General features: G+C 68.2%; 24 protein-coding genes. 12 read left to right on the top strand and 12 right to left on the bottom strand.

Annotated elements, in window-relative coordinates:
* Window positions 1-5: 5 nt before the first annotated feature.
* The 3 genes from JIM94_RS00240 to JIM94_RS00250 form a co-directional block, all read right to left on the bottom strand.
* On the bottom strand, window positions 6-1,145 hold the full coding sequence (locus JIM94_RS00240; RefSeq protein WP_200254081.1) for a ThiF family adenylyltransferase: 1,140 nt from the start codon (window positions 1,143-1,145) through the stop codon (window positions 6-8).
* Window positions 1,138-2,043 carry a DUF3152 domain-containing protein gene (locus JIM94_RS00245; protein WP_200254083.1) on the bottom strand — a complete coding sequence of 302 codons (906 nt, stop codon included), beginning with the start codon at window positions 2,041-2,043 and terminating at the stop codon, window positions 1,138-1,140. The genes JIM94_RS00240 and JIM94_RS00245 overlap by 8 nt, the downstream gene beginning before the upstream one ends.
* 78 nt (window positions 2,044-2,121) lie before the next feature.
* Entirely contained in the window at window positions 2,122-2,346 is a 225-nt protein-coding gene (locus tag JIM94_RS00250; protein WP_200254085.1) for a DUF3107 domain-containing protein, read from the bottom strand.
* A 314-nt stretch (window positions 2,347-2,660) separates the two neighbouring features.
* On the opposite strand from JIM94_RS00250, the gene JIM94_RS00255 reads away from it, so the two are divergent.
* Window positions 2,661-4,013 (top strand): DEAD/DEAH box helicase, encoded by a 1,353-nt coding sequence (locus JIM94_RS00255; protein WP_200254087.1) that lies wholly within the window; start codon window positions 2,661-2,663, stop codon window positions 4,011-4,013.
* Window positions 4,010-5,296: an Rv3212 family protein gene (locus JIM94_RS00260; protein WP_200254088.1), complete on the top strand. Its 1,287-nt coding sequence runs from the start codon at window positions 4,010-4,012 to the stop codon at window positions 5,294-5,296. Before JIM94_RS00255 ends, JIM94_RS00260 begins: the two co-directional genes overlap by 4 nt.
* On the opposite strand, the gene JIM94_RS00265 is transcribed toward JIM94_RS00260, so the two are convergent.
* Window positions 5,289-5,768, bottom strand: a complete 480-nt coding sequence (locus JIM94_RS00265; RefSeq protein ID WP_200254089.1) for a hypothetical protein — start codon at window positions 5,766-5,768, stop codon at window positions 5,289-5,291. The genes JIM94_RS00260 and JIM94_RS00265 overlap by 8 nt on opposite strands.
* 59 nt (window positions 5,769-5,827) lie before the next feature.
* Between JIM94_RS00265 and JIM94_RS00270 the strand changes: the two genes are divergently transcribed.
* The 3 genes from JIM94_RS00270 to JIM94_RS11440 all read left to right on the top strand — a co-directional run bounded on the left by JIM94_RS00270 (window position 5,828) and on the right by JIM94_RS11440 (window position 7,672).
* Complete coding sequence (locus tag JIM94_RS00270; RefSeq protein ID WP_200254090.1) at window positions 5,828-6,808, top strand: diacylglycerol/lipid kinase family protein; 981 nt, start codon at window positions 5,828-5,830, stop codon at window positions 6,806-6,808.
* 294 nt (window positions 6,809-7,102) lie between these two features.
* On the top strand, window positions 7,103-7,366 hold the full coding sequence (locus JIM94_RS00275) for a WhiB family transcriptional regulator (protein ID WP_200254091.1): 264 nt from the start codon (window positions 7,103-7,105) through the stop codon (window positions 7,364-7,366).
* A gap of 231 nt (window positions 7,367-7,597) precedes the next feature.
* Window positions 7,598-7,672 (top strand): 50S ribosomal protein bL37, encoded by a 75-nt coding sequence (locus JIM94_RS11440; RefSeq protein ID WP_014300525.1) that lies wholly within the window; start codon window positions 7,598-7,600, stop codon window positions 7,670-7,672.
* Between the two features lie 101 nt (window positions 7,673-7,773).
* Here JIM94_RS11440 and rsrA read toward each other — a convergent pair whose 3' ends face one another.
* Window positions 7,774-8,049 (bottom strand): mycothiol system anti-sigma-R factor, encoded by a 276-nt coding sequence (rsrA, locus tag JIM94_RS00280; RefSeq protein WP_234039788.1) that lies wholly within the window; start codon window positions 8,047-8,049, stop codon window positions 7,774-7,776.
* On the bottom strand, window positions 8,046-8,705 hold the full coding sequence (locus JIM94_RS00285) for a sigma-70 family RNA polymerase sigma factor (protein WP_200254092.1): 660 nt from the start codon (window positions 8,703-8,705) through the stop codon (window positions 8,046-8,048). The genes rsrA and JIM94_RS00285 overlap by 4 nt, the downstream gene beginning before the upstream one ends.
* Before the next feature lie 148 nt (window positions 8,706-8,853).
* Here JIM94_RS00285 and JIM94_RS00290 point away from each other — a divergent pair, with 148 nt between their 5' ends.
* Both JIM94_RS00290 and JIM94_RS00295 read left to right on the top strand, forming a co-directional pair.
* Window positions 8,854-9,387: an aminoacyl-tRNA deacylase gene (locus tag JIM94_RS00290; protein ID WP_200254093.1), complete on the top strand. Its 534-nt coding sequence runs from the start codon at window positions 8,854-8,856 to the stop codon at window positions 9,385-9,387.
* A gap of 65 nt (window positions 9,388-9,452) precedes the next feature.
* Window positions 9,453-10,541 carry a hypothetical protein gene (locus JIM94_RS00295; RefSeq protein WP_200254095.1) on the top strand — a complete coding sequence of 363 codons (1,089 nt, stop codon included), beginning with the start codon at window positions 9,453-9,455 and terminating at the stop codon, window positions 10,539-10,541.
* Between the two features lie 8 nt (window positions 10,542-10,549).
* Here the strand turns inward: JIM94_RS00295 and JIM94_RS00300 are convergent, their stop codons facing one another.
* Window positions 10,550-11,137 carry a helix-turn-helix domain-containing protein gene (locus JIM94_RS00300; protein ID WP_200254097.1) on the bottom strand — a complete coding sequence of 196 codons (588 nt, stop codon included), beginning with the start codon at window positions 11,135-11,137 and terminating at the stop codon, window positions 10,550-10,552.
* Between the two features lie 77 nt (window positions 11,138-11,214).
* Between JIM94_RS00300 and JIM94_RS00305 the strand changes: the two genes are divergently transcribed.
* Window positions 11,215-12,609: an MFS transporter gene (locus JIM94_RS00305; protein ID WP_200254099.1), complete on the top strand. Its 1,395-nt coding sequence runs from the start codon at window positions 11,215-11,217 to the stop codon at window positions 12,607-12,609.
* Here JIM94_RS00305 and JIM94_RS00310 read toward each other — a convergent pair.
* Window positions 12,599-13,291, bottom strand: a complete 693-nt coding sequence (locus JIM94_RS00310) for an SOS response-associated peptidase (RefSeq protein WP_200254101.1) — start codon at window positions 13,289-13,291, stop codon at window positions 12,599-12,601. The genes JIM94_RS00305 and JIM94_RS00310 overlap by 11 nt on opposite strands.
* A gap of 18 nt (window positions 13,292-13,309) precedes the next feature.
* On the opposite strand from JIM94_RS00310, the gene aroA reads away from it, so the two are divergent.
* From aroA to JIM94_RS00325, 3 genes are all read left to right on the top strand, one after another.
* A complete protein-coding gene (gene aroA, locus JIM94_RS00315) occupies window positions 13,310-14,653 on the top strand; it encodes a 3-phosphoshikimate 1-carboxyvinyltransferase (protein ID WP_200254103.1) in 1,344 nt (447 codons plus the stop codon).
* Window positions 14,646-15,662, top strand: coding sequence for a ribosome small subunit-dependent GTPase A (gene rsgA, locus JIM94_RS00320; protein ID WP_200254105.1), 1,017 nt, complete (start codon window positions 14,646-14,648; stop codon window positions 15,660-15,662). The genes aroA and rsgA overlap by 8 nt, the downstream gene beginning before the upstream one ends.
* A 153-nt stretch (window positions 15,663-15,815) precedes the next feature.
* Entirely contained in the window at window positions 15,816-17,099 is a 1,284-nt protein-coding gene (locus JIM94_RS00325; protein WP_200254279.1) for a chloride channel protein, read from the top strand.
* Window positions 17,100-17,169: 70 nt separating this feature from the next.
* Here the strand turns inward: JIM94_RS00325 and JIM94_RS00330 are convergent, their stop codons facing one another.
* The 4 genes from JIM94_RS00330 to JIM94_RS00345 form a co-directional block, all read right to left on the bottom strand.
* Entirely contained in the window at window positions 17,170-18,474 is a 1,305-nt protein-coding gene (locus tag JIM94_RS00330; RefSeq protein WP_200254107.1) for a fatty acid desaturase family protein, read from the bottom strand.
* Window positions 18,475-18,527: 53 nt separating this feature from the next.
* Window positions 18,528-19,607, bottom strand: coding sequence for a ferredoxin reductase (locus JIM94_RS00335; RefSeq protein WP_200254109.1), 1,080 nt, complete (start codon window positions 19,605-19,607; stop codon window positions 18,528-18,530).
* A gap of 204 nt (window positions 19,608-19,811) precedes the next feature.
* Window positions 19,812-20,318: a DUF6912 family protein gene (locus tag JIM94_RS00340; RefSeq protein WP_200254111.1), complete on the bottom strand. Its 507-nt coding sequence runs from the start codon at window positions 20,316-20,318 to the stop codon at window positions 19,812-19,814.
* 3 nt (window positions 20,319-20,321) lie between these two features.
* Entirely contained in the window at window positions 20,322-20,768 is a 447-nt protein-coding gene (locus JIM94_RS00345; protein WP_200254113.1) for an HAD family hydrolase, read from the bottom strand.
* A 267-nt stretch (window positions 20,769-21,035) separates the two neighbouring features.
* Here JIM94_RS00345 and JIM94_RS00350 point away from each other — a divergent pair, with 267 nt between their 5' ends.
* Window positions 21,036-21,518 (top strand): Rv3235 family protein, encoded by a 483-nt coding sequence (locus JIM94_RS00350; RefSeq protein ID WP_200254115.1) that lies wholly within the window; start codon window positions 21,036-21,038, stop codon window positions 21,516-21,518.
* Window positions 21,519-21,616: the final 98 nt, after the last annotated feature.

Here is a 21,616-nt window from a genome sequence, read left to right on the forward strand (position 1 = left end):
ACCGTTCAGTGACGCAGCCACCAGCCGTTGATGCCGCCGGACAGGGACACCACGTCGGTGAATCCGGCGTCGTCGAGCAGGAGCGCCGCCGCCCGGGAACGGACACCGGCCGCACAGTAGACGGCCAGCGGTGTGTCCCGCGGCAGGTCGTCGAGGGGGCCGAGGACGCCGGTCTTCAGGGTGCCCAGCGGCAGCCGCAGCGGATCCCCGAGGACACCGCCCGCCCATTCGTGGGGTTCCCGGACATCGAGCAACCGGACGCCGTTTCCGACGAGTTCCGGCCAGTGTGACACGGGGATCTCGCGGATTCCGTCCGGTGTGACGGTCGCCCCGGGTGCACGGTTCCCCCCGGTCTCCGGCGGGGTGGTGTGCCGCAGTGCCACCGAACCTGGTTGCCGGTCGAACCGGACGGTGCGCATCGTCGCGTCCGCCCCGTCCCAGAGCGCGAGACGCCCGATCAGCGGGGTCCCCGTCCCGGTGACGAGTTTGATGACCTCGGTCGCCATGATCGTGCCGATCACCCCGGGAAGCACCCCGAAGACGCCCCCTTCGGCGCAGGTGGGTACGGTACCGGGCTCCGGCGGCTCAGGGTAGACGTCGCGGAGGGTGTACCCGTCGCCGAAGACGGAGACCTGCCCGGAGAACCGGCTGATGGAACCCCAGACCACCGGGATCCCCCGGTCGGCGCAGGTGTCGGCGACGAGGTAGCGGGTGGCGAAGTTGTCGGAACCGTCGACGACGATGTGCGGGTCCAGCGCGTCGAGGATCTCCCCGACCGTCCCCCGGTCCAGTCTGGTGTCCCAGGTGCGGACGGTGACCAGGGGGTTGAGGTTCGCGATGAACGCGGTGGCCGACGCCACCTTCCGCTCACCGACCGCGGTGACCGGGTGAATGATCTGGCGCTGCAGGTTACTCAGGTCGACGGCATCGTCGTCGACGATGCCGAGGGTCCCGACACCGGCGGCGGCGAGATACTGGAGAACCGGGGAACCGAGACCACCGGCACCGATGCACAGCACTCTCGCACCGGCGAGCCGTTGCTGCCCGACGAGACCGACACCGGGGAGACTCAGGTGCCGTGCGTACCGCGCGGTCGCCCCCGTGGGCAGGTCCACCGGGGCCACGGGAAGTCGCGAATCAGGCATGGGGGTAGGGCCAGGGGTTGTAGCGGCACACCGCCCCGTCATCGGGGTAGATCTCGTTCGGGCTGATACCCGTGAGAACGGAGTTGGACAGGGACAGCGTCTGCTGCATCATCACCGGGGCGAGCGCCCCGTCGCCGCCGCACGGCTCATGGGAGGCGAAGCCGATGCCGTGCCCGACCTCGTGGTTGATGAGGTACTGGCGGTAGGAGCCGAGGTCGCCGTCGAACGGCAGGGCCCCACGGATCCACCGGGATTCATTCAGCAGCACACGGTTTCCGTCGGAGTAGAAGCAGCTGGTCTCCATCTCCAGGGAGTGCCCGCACAGTTCATGGGTGGTACCGACCGAGGTGAGCTGGATCCGGAGGTCCGGGGTACGGGGATCATTCGCGTCGATGTGCTGGAACGCGAAACGGGGGTCGGCCGTCCAGCCCCGGGGATCGGAGAGCGTCGCGTCGACCATCGCGGCGACGGCGTCATCACCGCCGTAGACGGCCGCGTCGACACCGTTCTCGATCTCGACGACGTAGGTGAAGGTCCGCTCCCCCCGACCGAGCGGCGGACCGGCGTGACCGACGGCACGGAACTCGCCGGTCCCCTTCTCCGTGTAGGGGGAACCGGGGGGCAGTTCACCGTTCGGGAGGACCGGCGGTGGGGCGTCCGCGGGATTCGGCCCGCTCCCGAGACCGGGATCACGGGGATCCGCGGTATCCGGCGCCACGGGAACCGCCGGTGAGGTGCCTGCGCCGGATGCGGGACCGCTACGCGACGTGGCCTGCGGTGCGACGACCTCCGGGCCGTCTGTGGTGAAGATGCTGACCAGTACCCACACGGTGATCACGATGAGCACCGGGATCGCGTAGGCGCGCCAGCCGTATTCCCGGGCGAAGCGTACAAGCATCGGTTCCACGTCTCTTCAGGTCTCTCCAGTTGCGGTGGGTGGTCTTCCGGCGGTGCCGACCGGCCCGGTGCCGGTCGGTCAGTGCAGGAATCCGACGGGGCGTGAGGTCGTCGTCCCCACCTCGACATAGGCGATGCGGTTGTTCCGTGCGAGAACCACGCGACCCTTGTCGTCGGTGAGCCGGAGCACACCGTTGTCGTCGGACAGGGCCTCGGCGACCTGCTCGATGATGGTGTCCTGTTCCTCGTTGCTGCTGACCACTACTTCGCGGGCGGTGTCGGAAAAACCGATCTTGATGTCCACGTCGTGTCTCCTAGGGTTGCTCGGATGTCATCGTGTGCCTCGTGCCCGTCGGCCGACGTCGTTCCACCGCACGGAACGTCCGCTGGAACGACGTCGGCCGGAAAACGGGCACGGATGTTCACGCTTTTCACCGGGGAGCCTACGCGTACGGCACCGCGGGTGCACATGCGGGCCGATGTTCGGCCCTCCGTACTTCACCGACAGCCCGTGGGCTTCAGCACCGGGGTACCGCCCCGGTGACCGATGGGGTTAACGGTTGGGGTGCGGTGGGTACCGGGGTGTCTACCGGGCGTCGGCGCGGATACTATGAAGGGGTGTCTGAACAGAAGCTGAAGCCAACGTTCGCCGAACTCGGCGTCGCCAAGGAGATCACCGATGCACTGGCGGCGGCCGGCATGGTCCGGACCTTCGCCATCCAGGAGCTGACCCTTCCGCTCGCGCTCGCGGGCAAGGACCTGATCGGACAGGCCCGGACCGGCATGGGCAAGACGATGGGTTTCGGTGTTCCCCTGCTCGACCGGGTCTTCGATGACGCCGACGTCGAGGAGCTGGACGGGACCCCGAGGGCCCTCGTCGTCACGCCGACCCGCGAGCTGGCCGTCCAGGTCGGCGAGGATTTCCGGCGTGCCGCCGCGAACATCCCCGTGCGCATCCTGACGATCTACGGCGGCCGGCCCTACGACGAACAGATCGAGGCACTCGACGCCGGCGTCGACGTCGTCGTCGGCACCCCGGGACGTCTGATCGACCTGTACAACCGTGGCTGCCTGAAGCTCGATCACGTCGCGGTCCTCGTGCTCGACGAGGCGGACGAGATGCTCGACCTCGGCTTCCTCCCCGACATCGAGAAACTGCTGAAGGCCCTGACCCACAGGCACCAGACGATGCTGTTCTCCGCGACGATGCCCGGGCCCATCATCGCCCTGGCCCGCACATTCATGGACCGTCCGGTGCACATCCGGGCCGAGGAGGTGGGGGCGGCGGCCACCCACGCGAGTACCCGGCAGGTGGTGTTCCGTGCACACCGGATGGACAAGACCGCCGTGTTGTCCCGCGTACTCCAGAGCAGGGGCCGGGGCAGGACGATCATCTTCGCCCGGACGAAGCGCAGTTGCGCGACGATCGCCGAGGAACTCGCGGCCAAGGGCTTCGCCGTCGGCGCGGTGCACGGGGACATGGGGCAACCTGCGCGGGAGAAGTCCCTCAACGCCTTCCGCGAGGGGGCCGTGGAGATCCTCGTCGCCACGGATGTCGCGGCACGCGGCATCGACATCGACGATGTCACCCACGTGATCAACTACCAGACCCCGGACGACGAGATGACCTACGTGCACCGGATCGGCCGTACCGGCCGGGCCGGTCACACCGGTACCGCGGTCACGCTCGTGGGCTACGACGAGCTGGTGAAGTGGGAGCTGATCAACAAGGAACTCGATCTCGGCCAGCCGGAGCCCCCCGCCTGGTTCTCCACGTCCCCGGAACTGTACGACGCACTCGATATCCCGGAGGGCGCCGGCGAGAGCGTCGGGCCGGCGCGCAAGGTGTTCGGAGGCCCGTCGGTGACCCGCCCCGCCGGGCCGCGGCAGGGCTCGAGGACACAGCGTGACGGTTCCCCGGGTGGCGGGGGACGCCGTACCGGACGCGGCGCGCGGGGGGGACGGCGATGAGGACCCCTCCCACCGGGACACCCCGGAACGGGACCGTCGTCCTGCGTCGCAGCCGCAGGGACCTCCTGGCGACCGGGGTGATCACCGCGACCGCACTCCTCGGGGTCGGAACCGTGTGGGTCACCTCCGAACACCGTGCCGCCGACCTGACCACCGCCGAGCAGCCGCATGTCGCGGCGGCGGCACCGGCGACCGCCCCCGCCGAGGTGCACGAGGCGTGGCGTTCACCGGATTCCGCCGTACCCGGGCAACCCCAGGTTCAGTCGGGTGCCGGGCTCGTCTTCACCGCTGACGGGGGCACACTGACCGCGGTGGACCCGATGACCGGGGACACCGTCTGGGAGTACCGGCGCAGCAACCACGAGATCTGTTCCGTCGGTTCCGCCTTCGACCGGGTGTACGTCACCTACCGGACCGGTGTCGGATGCGGGGACGTCATCGGGCTGGACACCGCCACCGGCGAGTACCGGGCCGCACGGTCGGCCATCGCATCCGAGGAGACGGTACCGATCCGGTCGAATGACGCCGTGGGGCTGGTCTCCCGCGACCGTGTGGAACTCTGGCGCAACGACCTGGTGCGCACGGTCGAGTACGGCGAGGTGGAGGCGAAGCAGGAACCCACCCTGCAACCGAACGAGGACTGCACCATCAACTCCGCACTGACCCGCAAGGACCTGCTGTCCGTGGTGGAGCACTGTCCCCCGTCCGAGGACCGGGAGGCGGGTTACTGGTTGCGGATGCAGGAACGTGCCCCGAAGGACTCCCGGAAACCCGTGATCAAGACCCAGGTGTTCCTCGGGGAGGGACCCGCCCGGATCATCGCCGCCGGCCAGGAGGGCGCCGTGGTCTACCGTGACGCGGTGGACGGGGAACAGCCCCGGATGGTGGGATACGATCTCGACGGCGGGGAGACCGGAACCGCGGTGGTTCCACCGGCCCCGCTCATCGATTCGGCGCCGGATCTGTTCTCCCCCGTCGTCGCCGACCTGCCGCATCATCTGACGTGGTTCGACGGTGAGCGGTTGTATCTGTTCACACCCGAGTCCCTGGTACTAGCCCATCATTTCTGGGATGCACTGGGCACCGGGGTGGCGGTCGGCGAACGACTGCTCTACCCCACGTCCGAAGGAATCGCGGTGGCCAACTGGGACACCGGGGAGACCGAGCGGGTCATTCCCGTTGACCGTGGCGGATACACCGGACAGGTGACCCTGTCTCTCGTCGGGGGTGTCCTGGTGGAGAAGCGGGGTGACGGCGGGGAGGTCGTCGGGCTCGTCAGCTGAAGACGCCCGCAGCCCAGCTGAGCGACCTGCCGTTGAAGGTGAGGTAGAGCCCGAACAGGGCGCACGCCGCCACGACGAGAGCAGGGACGATCAGGCCCGCGGAGAGGATGTACCAGGAGACGGGCAGCAGCAGCATCTGGAGGATGACCACCGGCCCCCTCCCCCAGCGGCGTCCCCGACGGAGTGCGAGACCTGCGGCGGCGACGGTGCCGAACACCACGATGAAGAACGCGGCCGTGCCGTAGCCGACGAAGAGACTCCCGCTTCCGTCCGAGGTGACGGTGCCGTAGTCGTGTTGTCCGGTGATCTCCCGGAATATGAGGAACACGGCGTAGGCGAGACCCACCAGTGCCTCGACGATGCCGAGCAGTCCCGCCCGGCGGATGTCCGCCGGTGGCAGGGGGGATTCCGCCCGGTCGCCGGCTGTCCGGGATGCTGCACGGGAACGGGGCACGCGGGATGAATCAGTCACGGCACCAGCCTACCGCGTGTGTGCGGGGGTTCCGCAGGTGCGGGGTTACACTCGACGCCATGCGCAGCCTGATGCTCTCCAACCCCAACTCCACGACACTGACACCCCAGGTCACCCGACAGGTGGTCGAGCCACTCCTGGAGGCGACTGAGCTGGTCTCCGTGTTCACCCAGTACGCGGGGCACGCGGAGGACATCTGCAGGGGTCTGACCCGGGACGATGTCGATGTCATCGTCATCGTGGGTGGTGACGGGACGGTGAACGAGGTGATCAACGGACTCCTCGGGGCGGATCCGGGGAACCGTCCGGCCCCCGGTGAACTGCCGAGGATCGCGGTGGTCCCCACCGGGTCGGCGAACGTCTTCGCCCGGGCACTGGGGCTACCCAATGATCCGGCCGAGGCCGCCGCCCAGTTGCGTGATCTCCTCCTCTCCGACACGTACCGTCGGCTCCCCCTGGGGCGGGTCGAGGACCGCTGGTTCTGCGTGAATGCGGGATTCGGACTGGACGCGAACGCCATCTCCCTGATGGAGGAGCTCCGTGACGCCGGCAAGTCCGCGACACCGTGGCGTTACGCGATGGTGACGGCGACCGCCTGGCAACGTCTCCGGAGAAATCCTCCCGCCATCACGTACTCGGCGGAGTCCGCGGAAGGGCCACGGACCGGTGGCGAGGTCCCCTTCCTCATCGTGTCCAACACGAATCCCTGGACGTATGCCGGGCCGGTGGCGGTGGTGACGAATCCGGAGCAGAAACTCGATGCCGGCCTGTCCCTCTACGCCCTGCGTGACATAGAGGGACCCGGGGGTCTGGTGGCGCTCCTGCATGCGATGGGTATCGGTGCACGACTCTGGCGTCCTCTGCGGGTGGATCTGCGGGAGATCCGAGTTGACGACATCAGCGAGCTCACACTCACCTCACCCCGACCCTTGAAGTGGCAGGTAGACGGTGAATCTGCGGGCAAAACAAAAAGGCTGGAGCTTCGTTCCTATACGGATGTCATTGACGTTGTGTCATCTGTGGACAAAGAGAAGGTGTGATCTTCGACACTTTTAGAGGTGGAACCCTAGCGGACATCTATGTGTACGTGTCATTATCTTCCGGTAGCACAGACACCCGGTGTTAAACCCGGGTTCATTTTCTGGCATGATGCCGGGACCGCGCCCCGGAATGGAGTCCATTCCCCCGCACACCCGGCGGACCATCACGGGAACCGCCTCCGGGCGGCTCACCGCCCGGCTTCCCGACACACCGATGCACCGAACTGTCGGAGAGTGTTCAGCCATGCCGAATGTCTGACACAGATCACTTATTTTTCTGAAGGAGATTCACCCATGGATTGGCGTCACAAGGCAGTCTGCCGCGACGAAGACCCCGAGCTTTTCTTCCCCGTCGGAAACTCCGGCCCCGCACTGGCACAGATCGCGACCGCGAAGGTCGTCTGCAACCGGTGCCCCGTCACCTCCGAGTGTCTCACCTGGGCCCTCGAATCCGGCCAGGACGCGGGCGTCTGGGGTGGAATGAGCGAGGACGAGCGCCGTGCACTCAAGCGTCGCCGCAACCGGGGACGCACCCGCACCCGCAGCGCCGTTCGCTGACCCGCACCATGCGGGATATCCGGCACCCACCCCACGGGGACCTGCGGGTGCCGGATATTTCGTGTCACGGTCTCCACTGCGTATAATCAACGGCATTTGTCGCTCTGGGACTGTGTCGGATCCGTCGGACCAGTCCACGGTGACGATCACGAGAAGTACGCGGCAGGATAGCCCTGACCGTCATGCCACGGCCCGGCTGTGGCAGAGCCCGATACATTCTGGAGGAGAACCATGAGCAAGCGTGGACGCAAGCGTAAGGACCGTCGCAAGAACAAGGCCAATCACGGCAAGCGACCCAACTCCTGATCAGGAGTTGACGAGGAGGGCCCCCGCACATCGTGCGGGGGCCCTCCTCGTCATCCGATCTCCCCGTTTTCGCGGTCTCCGGCCCGGCCCCCGGGCCGGGATCAACTGCGGTAGCGTTCGATCCGCAGGCGGAGGACGATCTTCTCCCGCAGGGTCACCGGGGCGGGTGTGCAGCAGCACCGGCGCACGAGTTCCCGGATCTCCTCCTCGATGCCCAACTGCGCGAAGCACCCGGGGCAGGCCTCGATGTGGGCACGCAGCACCGCACACCGTTCCGGTGTGGCCTCACCGTCGAGAAGTTCGAACAGGGACTCGTAGACCTCCCCGCAGTCAGCCATGTCCGGCATGTGGCCGCCGTTCTCATCCCGCCGCGTCATTTGTCCGCTCCCTTCCGTGCCTTCTCCACGTCCGCGTCTCCCGACGCGGCTCCACGCTCACCTGCGAGATCGGGATGGTTCAGGCCGATCCCCTGCTCCCGGGCCACGTCCTTCAACAAACCCCGCAACTGTTTTCTTCCACGGTGCAGGCGACTCATCACGGTACCGATCGGGGTGTCCATGATCCCGGCGATCTCCTTGTACGCGAGCCCCTCCACATCGGCGTAGAACACCACCATGCGGTAGTCCTCCGGGAGTTGGTTCAACGCGTCGGTGATCTGCGCGTCCGGCAGCTTCTTCAGCGCCTCGACCTCCGCCGACGCCAGTCCCGCCGAGGTGTGCGAGGACGTCTCGACCAGCTGGTGGTCGGTGATCTCCTCGGTGGGCAGCTGCGAGGGTTGCCGCTGCGCCTTGCGGTAGGAGTTGATGTAGGTGTTGGTCATGATGCGGTAGAGCCAGGCCTTGAGGTTCGTTCCCGGGGTGAAGGAACCGAACTTCTGGAAGGCCTTCATGTAGGTCTCCTGGACCAGGTCCTCCGCGTCGGCGGGGTTGCGGGTCATCCGCAGGGCACCGCCGTAGAGCTGATCGAGCAGGGGCAGTGCCTCCTTCTCGAATCTGGCCGCCTGCTCGGCGGCACCGGTCATCGTGTCCGGCATTGGCGTCGCGTCCCTTCCCTCTGCTTGTCGACGCCCTCCCACCCGCGGGTGTGGGGCGGGGTTCGGCGTCCGGCAAGCGCGCCGCACAGCGACGCGCACATCTCCTCCATTGTAGAAAAACACTGCTCCCGCGCGTAATACTGGCTGTATGTCGAAGCGTAGGTCGAAATCATCCGGTGCGGGAACGGCCGCCCTCGTGGCGCTGAACGAGGCGGGTGTGAGTCACACGGTGCACACCTTCGAGTCCGGCCACGACCATTTCGGGGCGCAGGCCGCGGCCGAGCTGTGCGGTCCCCTCGGGATCGACGAGGGGCAGTTGTTCAAGACCCTGGTGGTGGACCTGACCGCCGGGTCTGGCCCGAAACGGAAGCTCGGGGTGGTGTGCGTCCCGGTGACCGGCCACGTCAGTCTCAAGGCCGCCGCGCGCGCGTTCGATGTGCCGAAGGTCTGCATGGCCGAGCCGCGCGACGCCGAGCGGTCCTCCGGCTACGTCACCGGCGGGATCTCCCCCATCGGCCAGAAGAACGCCCTGCCCACCGTCATCGACTCCTCTGCGCTGGAGTTCGGCGAGATCCTGGTCTCCGGTGGGCGACGGGGCCTGGACGTCCAGCTCACCCCCGGTGATCTCGCGGCGGTGACCGGCGCACGGTTCGCCGCGGTCGCGGCACCGGGAACACACTGACCGTCCCTACTCCACCGGGTCCGGGACCCGGGAACCTCGGTCGGAGGGGGCTGAAAGGAACCACCATGAATCCCGCCGAACAGCTCGTCTCCGGTCCTCGGGGCCGTGACCTGCTACTGAATCTGGAGGACGACACAGGCCCGTCAGGACCTTTCGATCTGTTTCACAGGGCGGCGATGACTCTCGACGTCGAATCCGGGGCGGCGACCATCTACTTCCCCGTTTCCTCCCCGTCGCCGGCGAATCCGGCTTCCCACGACTGCAGTGCCGGTGGTCACCTCCCTGACGTCGTTGATGTCGGGGACATCGCCGCCACATTACGGGATGTGGAACTCGCGGAGATCACGTGGCCCGTACTGCGCGACGCACTGGCCTGCTCCGTCGACAACGCCGCCTACTGGCAGGAACCGTGCGGTGCCCAGATCCTCGCGGCAGCCCCGGAGATGCGCGGACCACTGCTCCGGATCGCCGGGGAACTCACCGACTCACCACTGATGGACGTCCTCACGGCCCCGTTCGATCCGGAGCGGCAGTGGACGCTGTCGGTGCGGGGCTCCACCGCTCTGACATCGGGGGTCAGGAAACGCCTCACAGCGGAACGTGACGGACTGATCGCCCGGGAGGCCGCTGCGGCGGCGACATTCGATCCGGAGAAAGAGGTGTCGGGGGTCTGGTGGTCTGCTCCGATGGGGGCACCGGCCACCACGGCCCCGCTCCCGGACGGTGCTCCCTCCGCTCTCTGGTTCGAGGAGGACTCCTTCGACGACGATCCCCGGGCGACGCACCGGATCGTCGTCCCGGGAGACACCAGGATCCTCGAGATCACCGGTGCCGACTCGTGGGCGGACCTCTGCAGGCGGTTCCCGGTCGAGGTCACCCGGCAGCGCTACCACGACTGGCACCGCACCACCGGACGTCGGGGACGGTGGGTGATCCCGGACTGGGCCGCCGTCGCGGAGCACCACGACGCTGTGCACCTGACCCATCTCGGATATCTGGCGGCCGCCGGTAGAGCCATCGACGTCGACGCCGGAACAGCATCCGTGATCGCCGGCTGGAACCCCGGCGAGACCTACTGGCTGACCGATGTGGCGGTCGGCGACCCCGTGCACTGGTCGTGGGACGAGGACGGGAGGATCTGGGCCCGGGGCTGAGACCGCCCTCAGTCCGGTGCTCCGCCGTACCGGAGGTGCGGAGCGGCTCCGAGGGGACCGAAGACGGTGATGATCTCCGCACCCGAGGCCCCGTCGCCACCGAACCAGTGCGGGGTCGTCGTGTCGAACTCGGCGCACTCGCCCCGCTCGAGAACAACGTCATCCTCACCGACGATCAGACGCAGCCGCCCGGAGAGCACGTACATCCACGCACGGCCCGGATGGGTGCGTAACTCAGGTACGCATTCGTCGGGCCGGACGATGATCTTCCAGGTGTGGGCACCCGCCGTCCGTCCGGTCAGCGGAACGACCACCCGGCTCCGGATCACTCTGGGCCGCATCCGGATGCGGGGTTCCCCGGTTCCCAGCCCACCAACGAGGGTGTCCAGGTCGACCCGGTAGACGAGGGCCAGGGGCAGGAGCAGGTCGAGGCTCGGGCGGCGCCGCCCGTTCTCCAGCCGGGAGAGGGTGCTCGTCGATACTCCCGTTTTCCGGGCGACAGCGTCCAGCGTCAGGCCCCGCTGTTCCCGGGTGCTCCGCAACCGCGGGCCGAGTTCCTCCAGGATGCGTGCGGTTCCGGCTGGGGTCGGCGTCATTCACCCAGCACAGCAGGATTTCCCGGTTTCGGCAACACCCGTTGTCCGGTACGCCTCCGGGCAACCAGTGTGGAGGCATGTCCACGGATCCCCGCACCGTCCGATCGCTGCGGCTCATGGCCCTGGCCTGGTGTGCGACCACCGCCCAGGTCGGTGTGAGCGCGGTACCCGTCGTCCTGCCCGCCGTCGCCGCGTGGTCCGACGGCGATCCGGGGACCGCACGGTGGATCGTCACCGCTTTCCTCCTGGGGATGACGGCCGTGGGGCCGGTGGTCGGGTATCTCGGTGATCTTCTCGGTCGGGATCGGGTGCTGCTCGGTGCGGCGGTCCTGTTCACCGCCACAGCTGCACTGTGCGCCCTGGCCCCCTCACCCGGCGTTCTCATCGCCGTGAGAGCGATCCAGGGCGCCGCGGGCGCGGCGCTCGCGGTGCTCCCGGTCGCCGCCGTCCGGGATCTGCTCACGGTACGACGATCCGGTTCCGGGCTGGGGCTGCTCGGTTCGGCGACCGCCGCGGGAACCGCCGCCGGTCCGGTCCTGGCCGGTGTCCTCGTGGATGCGATCGGCTGGCGGGCCGTCTTCTGGATGCTGGCTTGTCTGTCACTGTCCACCGCCGTGCTGCTCCGCGCGACGCGTGGCGGTACCGGTGGGACGCATCCGGTCGGGCGACCCCGCCACCGGCCGGATGCCGCGGGCACGGCGTTGCTCATGGTCGCGGTCCTCGCGTACGCGTCGGCGTGCGGCGGGGCCGGGGGCTCCCCGGCGCGAGCGGTCGGTCTGCTCGCGGTGGCGGTCACTGCCCTGGTCGTGCTCCACCGGATCGAGAGCCGGGCCCCACGGCCCCTTCTGCCGGGATGGCTGCTCGGGTCCCCGACTGTACGGCGCGCCGTGGCCCACATGGTCGTCGTGGGCGCGGTGATAATGAGCACCCTGGTCATCGGCCCCTTCCATCTCTCCGCCGCACACGGTCTCGCGCCGCGGGACATCGGTCTGATCATGGCTCTCGGCCCCCTGACGTCGGTGGTCGCGGGCGTGGTCACCGGGAGATTCGTCACCGGGGACACGGCCCCGGGGTTGACGGTGCTGGGGCTGGCGTGGATGGGCGTCGCGGTGACGGTTCTCGCGGTCGGCGAACCGTGGCTCGGGGTTCCCGGTTACGTCGCGGGCACGGTTCTCCTCGCTCCGGGCTACCAGTTGTTCATGGCGGCGAACAACATGACCGTTCTGGAGTCCGTGCCCGGGAACCGCAGAGGTACCGCCGCCGGGATCCTCGGGTTGGCGCGCAACATCGGCCTCGTCACGGGCTCGGCCGCCCTCGGTTCCGTCTTCCTCCGGGTCGCGGGGGCCACGGATTCCGGGACAGCCTTCACGGTGACCTACGGGGCGGTGTCCGCGGTGCTGCTGGTCACCGTACTCGCCTGCGCGGTGGATCTTCACCGGTCGCGGTGTCCGACGACGTCGGTCAGCCGGTGACCGGTCCGATGTCGTCGATCAACCGCGGCCCCTCGTTGCGCGCGTTGCCCACCGCACGGTCAACCTCCCGCAGCGCAAGCCCCGACACGAGCGTTTCCGGGGCGGGACGCAGCAGTTCACGGGCCTGATCGGTGTCCCCGGAGATCCACGTCTCCACCTCGTCGGGGGCGAGGATCCTCGGCATGCGGTCGTGCAGCCGGGTCAGCTGTTCCCCGACCGGGGTGGTCGTGATGATCGTGGCGGAGACGGTGTCCGTGCCGGTGCCCCGGAGTCCGGCGATCCACATCACCGGCTCGCCGTCCGCCGGGTGCACGTAGTACGGCCGCTTCTCCCGCCACTCGTACCACCCGTTCAGCGGGATCGCGCACCGCCCGTGGGCGAATGCGTCCCGGAACGAGGGCTTGTCCGGTACGGTCTCGGCGCGGGCGTTGAACAGCACCGGGCCTCCGGCATCCCTTTTCCAGGACGGCAGCAGACCCCAGCGCGCGGGGGAGATCTCGACGTCGATCCCCTCCGGGACGCGTCCCACCGGGCGCAGCACCGGGATGATCTGCGTGGGGGCGATGTTGTGGCGGGGAGGGGGTGTCCCTTCCGGTGCGGAGACGGAACGGACCCCGGGTAGCGCGGTCGCGGCACCGGTGAGAGCTTCGGATGTGGTGAACAGGACGAAACGGCCGCACATATTCCCTATCATGGAGGAGTGAATTCACTGAAGCACTCCGATCCCCCCCTGTGGTCCGCCCCCGTCGCATCCGCCCCCGTCGACTGTGAGGTCACGGTTCCCGGTTCGAAGTCCATCACGAACCGGGCCCTGGTGCTCGCGGCACTGGCTGACGGCCCCTCCACGATCCGTGGTGCGCTCCGTTCCCGGGACACGGAACTGATGATGAACGCGCTGCGCGGCATGGGCGTCACCATCACCCCGTCGGCCGATGACGGTACGGCGCTGACGGTCGATCCCGGTCGTCTCGGCGGGGGTGAGGTGGACTGCGGTCTCGCGGGCACGGTCATGCGTTTCGTTCCCCCGGTCGCGGCCCTGGCCGGTGCACCGGTGCATTTCGACGGGGACCCGCAGGCCCGTAAACGCCCCATGTCCACCATCCTGGATGCTCTCCGCGAGCTCGGTGTGGAGGTCACCGGCGACCGGCTGCCCTTCACCGTCACCGCCTCCGGCACCCCGCGCGGCGGCACCGTGGACATCGACGCCTCCGCGTCGAGCCAGTTCGTCTCCGGGCTGCTCCTGGCGGGCGCCCGGTTCAGCGACGGCATCACCGTCCGGCACACCGGAGACAGGCTCCCGAGTCAGCCGCACATCGAGATGACCGTCGCCATGCTCCGCGAGGCCGGGGTCAGCGTCGATTGCTCCGCGGCGAACCAGTGGACCGTCCGCCCGGGCCCCGTCGGTGCCCGCGCCTGGCTCGTCGAACCGGACCTGTCGAACGCCACCCCGTTCCTCGCCGCCGCGGCGGTGACCGGCGGGCGGGTCCGTGTCCACGACTGGCCCGTCCACACCACCCAGGCCGGTGACGCCATCCGCGGGATCCTCACCGAGATGGGGTGCGCCGTGGAGATCTCCGCGGACCCCCAGAGCGGTCACTCCTCACTGACCGTCACCGGCCCGGCCGACGGTCGGTTGCGCGGCGTTTCCCGCGATCTGGGGGACATCGGGGAACTCACACCGACGGTCACCGCACTCGCCGCACTGGCGGACACCCCTTCCGAGCTCACGGGTATCGCCCATCTCCGGGGGCACGAGACGGACCGGCTGAAGGCCCTGTCCGACGGACTCAACTCCCTCGGCGGCGACTGCACCGAACTGGAGGACGGACTGCGTATCCAACCGGTCGGGAGGTCCGCGCTGCACGGCGGGGTGTGGGAGTCGCACCACGATCATCGGATGGCCACCGCTGGCGCGATCCTCGGTCTCGCCGTTCCCGGGGTCGAGGTCGTGGACATCGCCACCACCGGCAAGACCCTCCCCGGTTTCGAACGGATGTGGATGGAGATGCTCGAACCGGAGGAGGGGGCGTCCGGACGTGGGTAGAAGACGCCGCGACTGGGACGAGTCCGATGTCCGTGTCCGCCCGCCCCGCAGGGGGACGCGCCCCAGGACGAAGGAACGCCCCACCCACGACGACGCCGAGACCGGGATGGTCGTCAGCAGGGACCGGGGACGCTGGGGCGTCATTCTCGACGGCACCGACCCGCACTCCGATCCCCTGGTGTGCATGCGCGCCCGGGAACTCGGCCGGACCGCCGTCGTGGTCGGTGACCGCGTCGGGGTCGTCGGGGACACCTCCGGACGGCCCGGTACCCTGGCCCGGATCGTGCGCCTGGAGGACCGGACCAGTGTGCTGCGCCGCACCGCCGACGACACCGACCCCTATGAACGCATCGTGGTGGGCAACGCCCGACAGCTGCTCATCGTCTCCGCCGTCGCCGATCCCCCGCCGCGCTCCGGTTTCGTCGAACGCGCCCTGGTGGCCGCGTTCGTCGGTGGGCTGAGGCCCGTCCTGTGTCTGACCAAGTCCGATCTCGCGGATCCGACCGAGTTCGCCGCCGAGTTCCGTGACCTCGACGTGCCGGTGGTGGTCTGCGGCATCGATGACCCGCTGGAACCGGTCCGGGAGATCGTCGATCATTCGGTGACCGCACTGATCGGGCATTCGGGCGTCGGGAAGTCCACGTTGGTCAACCGGCTCGTCCCCGACGCCGACCGGGCCACCGGTGCGGTGTCCGGCGTGGGAAAGGGCCGGCACACCTCCACACAGTCCGTGGCCCTCCCGCTCCCTCACGGCGGTTGGATCATCGACACACCCGGCATCCGTTCCTTCGGCCTCGCGCACGTCGACGCCGATCAGGTCGTCGGGGTCTTCGACGATCTGGCCGCCGCCGTCACCGACTGCCCGAGGGGATGCACCCACGCGGGTCCCCCGGCTGATCCGGAATGTGCACTGGACACCCTCGAAGGGGCGAGCGCACGTCGGGTCACCGCGGTCCGTGGCCTCCTGGAGGCCCTGCGGAGCAATGACGACTGGGAGCGGCAGGTATAGGACATGGGTTGGTGGGTAGGTAGCGGGCACTCCCGCGAACAGGACAAACAGGGCAGTCCGTTGACCGAGCGCAAGCTCACCGACGCACACCATGACCGGGACACCCACCACAACGAACCCACCGGCGGTGCGAATCCCGTCGCCCGACCACCGATGACGGAGACTCCCCTGAACCGTCTCGCGGTGCTCGCCATCGTCGCCGGCGCCCTGACGGGGCTGCTCGTCGCCGTCGGAAACCGTCTGATCGTGCTCACCGAACAGTGGATCTACGGGGCCCACCACCTCATCGTCCTCGATCCCGGCAGCAATGTCTCCCCCGGGCGTCTCGCGGTGACCCTGATCTGCGTCGGTCTCGTCACCTCCTGGATCTGGTACCTCCTCGACCGCTTCGGCAGGCCCGCCGTGTCCGTGCCCGGCGCGATGAACGGTACCCCGATGCCCCTGTTCGAGACCGCGCTCTCGGCGTTCACCCAGGTGGTGTCCGTGGCCGCCGGAGCACCGGTCGGACGGGAGAATGCTCCCCGCTTGATGGGTGGGATGGTCGCGTCCCGACTGTCGACGGCCCTGTCCGTCGACGCCGGGGCCCGACGCATCCTCGTGGCGTCCGCCGCCGGTGCGGGACTGGCGGCGAGCTTCCATCTTCCGTTGGCGGGTGCGCTGTTCGCCCTCGAGCTTCTGCTCGTCGAGATGTCGACCCGCACGGTGGTGTCCACGATGCTGGCGTCGGCGACGGCCGTCGCCACGACGGCCGTCTTCGTCGACCCCCACCCGATCTATCACTCGGTACCGCTCAACGAGAGTCCCGCCATGCTGCTCGCGGCGGTTCTCGTCGGTGTCGTCTCCGGGGTCTCCGGGCACTGGTTCGGGATCCTCGCCAGGAAGGCTGCGGCGTCCCGTCCCCGGGACGCGAACATCCTCTGGGAGATGCCGTTCGTGTTCACTCTGTGCGCCATCGCCGCCTATTTCCTTCCCGGTGTGTCGGCGAACGGACGGTGGGCCGCCGAGACGATGTTCACCACCGGCCTACCGATCGGGATCCTCATTCTCCTGGGCATCGCACGCGGGGCGATCATCCTCGCCTGCTTCCGGGCGGGCACCGTCGGCGGTACCCTCACCCCGGCGTTCGCGCTGGGGGCGCTGACGGGTGGTGTCATCGGGATCCTCTGCCAGCCGTTCTTCCCCGGTGTGCCCGTCGCGGCCTTCGCACTGCTCGGGGCCGGGGCGTTCCTGTCGACGACGATGGCGGCCCCCATGTTCGGCATGATCGCGGCGGTCGAGTTCACCGATCTCGCCGCGCAGGGCTACCTGGCGATGTTCATCGCCGTGATCACCGCCTCCCTCGCCGTCCGAGTGTGGGGCGTCATCGTCGACAAGGACCAGCGCCAGCTCCCCTTCACCTACTCGGCCTGGACCGCCGAAGCCGATATCAGACCCTGACACCGCAACGCCCGCCCCTTCCGCTGATCACGGTCGGGACGGGCGTGCCGGGTGCGGTGCCTGTCGGCGGTCAGCGGCGGGCCTTCTCCACCGGGGTGTGGTACGGGCTGCGTCCGGTGAGCCCCCGGATACCTTCGACGACCGTGGGACGGAGCTTCCCCAGCATCTTCAGGCCGGTGCGCAGCCCCTTGCGGACCCCGTCCGTTGCCGCACCGACGTGCAGTTTCTCCTCCACCTCGGGGTGCTTCGTGAACGCCGCGTTCGAGCGCACCTCCGGTGCGTTGTCCGGATCGGCGGCGAGGTATTTGTTCGGCAGCGTCAGTTTCAGCAGCGTCTTCTGCACCTTGAGCAGCTGCATCGGGAAGGAGTCGGTGTTGTACGGCAGGTCGAACTCCCGCGCGATCTCCTCCACCCGCTTGCCGACGTCGGCGAGACGGTTCGACGGCATGTCCGGGAACAGGTGGTGCTCGATCTGGTAGTTCAGGTTCCCGGAGAGGATCGTGAGCAGCTTGCCGCCCTTGAAGTTCGCCGAGCCCAGCATCTGCCGGAGGTACCACTCATTGTGGTCCTCCGTCGCGTACTGCTCCTTGGTGAACGTCTCCGTCTCGTCGGGGAAGTGTCCGCAGAAGATCACCAGGTACGCCCACACGCTGCGGATCCAGTTCGCGAACGCGTTGGCGGTGACGGTGTGCACGTAGTTCGGCCCGGACAGCGCGGGGAACATCACGTAGTCCTTGAGCACCTGGCGCTTGGACTTGTGCACCGCCTCCCAGAACCGGACCTTCGTGTCGTCCCAGCTCTGTTTGCCCGCGAAGTAGCGGCCGAGTTCCACGTCGTAGAATGCGATCGCCCACTGGAACAGCGACGCCAGCACGACGTTCGTCACCGGTTGAAACGCGTGCTGCGGGGTCCACTTCCGGTCACGGGTGACCCGCAGAATGCCGTATCCCACGTCGTTGTCCATGCCGATGATGTTGGTGTACTTGTGGTGCACGTAGTTGTGGGAGTGCATCCACTGGGAGGACGGGCAGGTCATGTCCCATTCCCAGGTGGTGGAGTGGATCTCGGGGTCGTTCATCCAGTCCCACTGTCCGTGGATGACGTTGTGCCCGATCTCCATGTTCTCGAGGATCTTGGACACGGCGAGCATTCCGCTGCCCGCCCACCACAGCGGTTTCCTGTGGCTGAACAGCAGGGTCGCCCGTCCGGCGATCTCGAGGGAACGCTGGAACCGGATCAGTCCCTTGATGTACCGGACGTCCCGCTCCCCTAGGTCCGCCTCGATCTCCGCCTTGATGGCGTCGAGGCGGCGGCCGATCTCGGCGATGTCCTCGTCGGTCAGGTGGGAGTATGCCCGGATGTTGTCGATGGCCATGTCGGTGTCCTTAAGGTGGTCGTTCGGTGGGTGTTCTGTGCGGCTGCCGGGTGTCAGACGTCGACGGAGACGTCACCGGCGGCGACACACACGCAGGTGCGGATACGTTCGCCGGGGCCGTGGACGTCACCGGTCCGCAGATCGTGGACGTACCCGTCGGTCAGGGGCCGCACACACGTCTGGCAGATGCCCATGCGGCAGCCGAAGGTGAGCTGGATCCCGGCTCCCTCAGCGGCCTCGAGGAGCGTCGTCGCACCGTCCGCGTGGCAGCTCCCCCGGTGTCCGAAGGTGATCTCGCCACCGGTCGCCTCACTGCTGCGGTCGAGGGTGAAGCGTTCGGTGCGGAGTTCCTCGTCGGCGTCGAGGTCCGACCACCAGGCCTCCAGGGCGTCGAGCATCTCGTTCGGTCCGCAGGCGTAGGCGGTGCGCTCGGTGACGTCCGGGACGATCTCCGCAATGGCGTCCGGGGTCAGGCGCCCCTCCACCCCCGTGACCCGCACGGTCGCGGTGAATCCGGGGTGTTCACGGCGGAGTTTCTCTATGACGTCGGAGAACAGCAGATCATCCTCGGTCCGTACCGAGTGGATCAGGGTCACGTCCCCGAACTGGTTCCGGTCGGCGAGGGTGCGCAGCATGCTGATCACCGGGGTGATGCCGGTTCCCGCCGTGATGAACAGGAGCTTCTCCGGGATCGGATCGGTCAGGTGGAAGTCCCCCGCCGGTGCCCCGATCCGCACCGTCATTCCGGGGCGTGCGCTGCCGACCAGGTGGTTGGAGAGCTTCCCCCGTTCGACCGCACGGACCGTGATGGACAGCAGATCCCCCGCCGGGCGTGGGCTGCAGGTCAGGGAGTAGGAACGCCAGACGTAGCGGCCGTCGATCTGGACACCGATACCGATGTACTGACCGGCCTCGAAATCGACGGGTACCCCCCATCCGGGCCGGATGACCAGGTTGACGGTGTCCCCCGTCTCCCGTGAGGCGCTGACTATCTGTCCCCTGAGTTCCCGCACGGACCACAGTGGGTTGACCAGCTGCGTGTAGTCGTCCGGCAGGAGTGGCGTGGTGAAACGTCGGAGTACATGGCGCAGGGCGCCGAGCCCGTCCCGCGCCCTGGTGGCTTTGGTGACCACAGGTGATTCACTGTCCTTACACTTTCCGGATATTCGTACGACACCGTAGCTTACGGCATCGTAGGTTACGTGTCCACGCAGGACACGACATCCGGCGGGCACACCCCGAAAGCCCCTCGAGACCCCTCCCGACCCCGACACGCGGGCCCCACGGGCCGTCCCGGAGGTTGCCCGGGCGTTCACAAGGTCGGGACCGCACCACCCTCAGAGCAGCTGAACCAGCGCATCGAGCTCCTGGACCTCGTACCAGGCCATGAAGTTGTCGAGGGCGTCCCCGACCGTCAGTTCGGCATCCTCGTCCCCGAGATCAGCGGCATCGACGGCCTCGACGGCCGCCGCGGTGGCCTCTTCACTGCCCGCGATGTCGACGTGGAAGCACACGATGTCCGACAGATCGATCCGGGGAGGATCGAGACGGACCACCGACTCACCCGATTCGGGGGACACCTCCACCGAACCGTCGTCGATGTCCGCGGAGATCACCACACGCCGACGGGGAAAACGCTCCTGCCGTCCCGTCGCCAGCAGCCGAAGTGAGGCGCGCGCCGCATCCTGGAACGCGAGATGCGCGATCTCCTCCTCGTCACCCGATGTGTAGAACTCGAGCAGTGCCGGGGTCACCGCGAAGCCCCACCCTCCCCGGGCCGGAACGGAACGCTGTTCAGCCAGCTCGGACAACATGTCGAAGGTCGCCGGAATATAGACGCGCACCGATCAGAACTCCCCTTCGATACCGAACAGGCCCGTGATCTCGACGACCGCCCGGTCGAACTGCTGGTAGTACACCCCGACCAGACCGGCCCGGACCGCCGCGTGCACGTTGAGGATGGAATCATCGACCATGACACAGTCCTGACGCCTCAGTTCGATGGCGTCCGCAGCCGCCTGAAAAGCAGCTTCCTCGGGTTTCTCGACACCGATCTCACCCGACAGCACCACCGCGTCAACGACGCCGCGGTACTCCAGCTCCCGGATCGGTTCAGCGCCGGGGCCACCCGGATCATTGGACAGCACGGCCGTGGCCACACCGTTCTTCTTGGCTGCGGCCAGTAGGTTCCGCCACCGCCGCTGGTCTTCCTCGGTCCCGTCCAGGACACCGCAGTAATCGACGATCAGTCCACGCACTTTTGCTCTCTCCGCTCCTCGGACACGTTTCCGCACACCGGCCACCGGGGTCGGTGCGCACCGGGCGGGTGGACATCATCGAATGTCCCCGAACCCGGCACCACCAAGGTAGTCGGTCACCGCCCCCGCTGTCGCCCCGACCATCCGGCGGGCCGACTCCCCGCCCCTCCCGAACACCACCGGTGGACACCCCGGCACGACGGTTCCGTGCGGTCCCGACCCGGGTCGGGGAACCGAAACCACGGCAACGGGGTCGGTAGAAACAGACACCTTCCCCGATCCCCTCCCGCACAGGAGCAGCAGATGCTGAGCACACTCCCCGGCCATGTCCACATGAAGACCTTCCGCGGAACGGAGCGCCACCCCGCTCCGCCGCCCCCGGAGCCCCGCCCCCGAGGTTCGTTCAGCCCCTCCACCCCGGCATCCCCCGAGGCGAGGAAGGCGAGTCACCGGCTGGTCCTCCTCAGCCTCGAGGCGGCTTTCGGCATCCGTCCCACGACGCAGCTCCGGATGTCCGAATACTCGGTTCAGGTGCGACAGCTCGTCCAGATCAGGCACCGCCGCGCCCGCGCTTCCGGATCGGCGGGAGCGGGACGGGTCGCCCTGACGTCGCTGCACATCCGCCGGGAGGACCCCGTCCCGGACGGTACCGGACAATCCGGGGCGACGCTCCTGGAGATATGCGGATCGGCCCGTGCGACCGGGCGCAGGTGGGCCTTCGCCGCGAGAATCGAACGGGAGTCCGGGAACCGCCCGTGGCGGATGACCGCACTGCGGCTGTTCTGAGAGCGGCACCGGAGCCCGGCGACACGGGCACCGGCACACGGACAGCACACGAAAAAGCGGGCGCACACCGACCGTCACCGGTCGTGGTGCACCCGCTT

This window comes from Corynebacterium pygosceleis (genome assembly GCF_016595275.2).
Classification (GTDB): Bacteria; Actinomycetota; Actinomycetes; order Mycobacteriales; family Mycobacteriaceae; genus Corynebacterium; species Corynebacterium pygosceleis.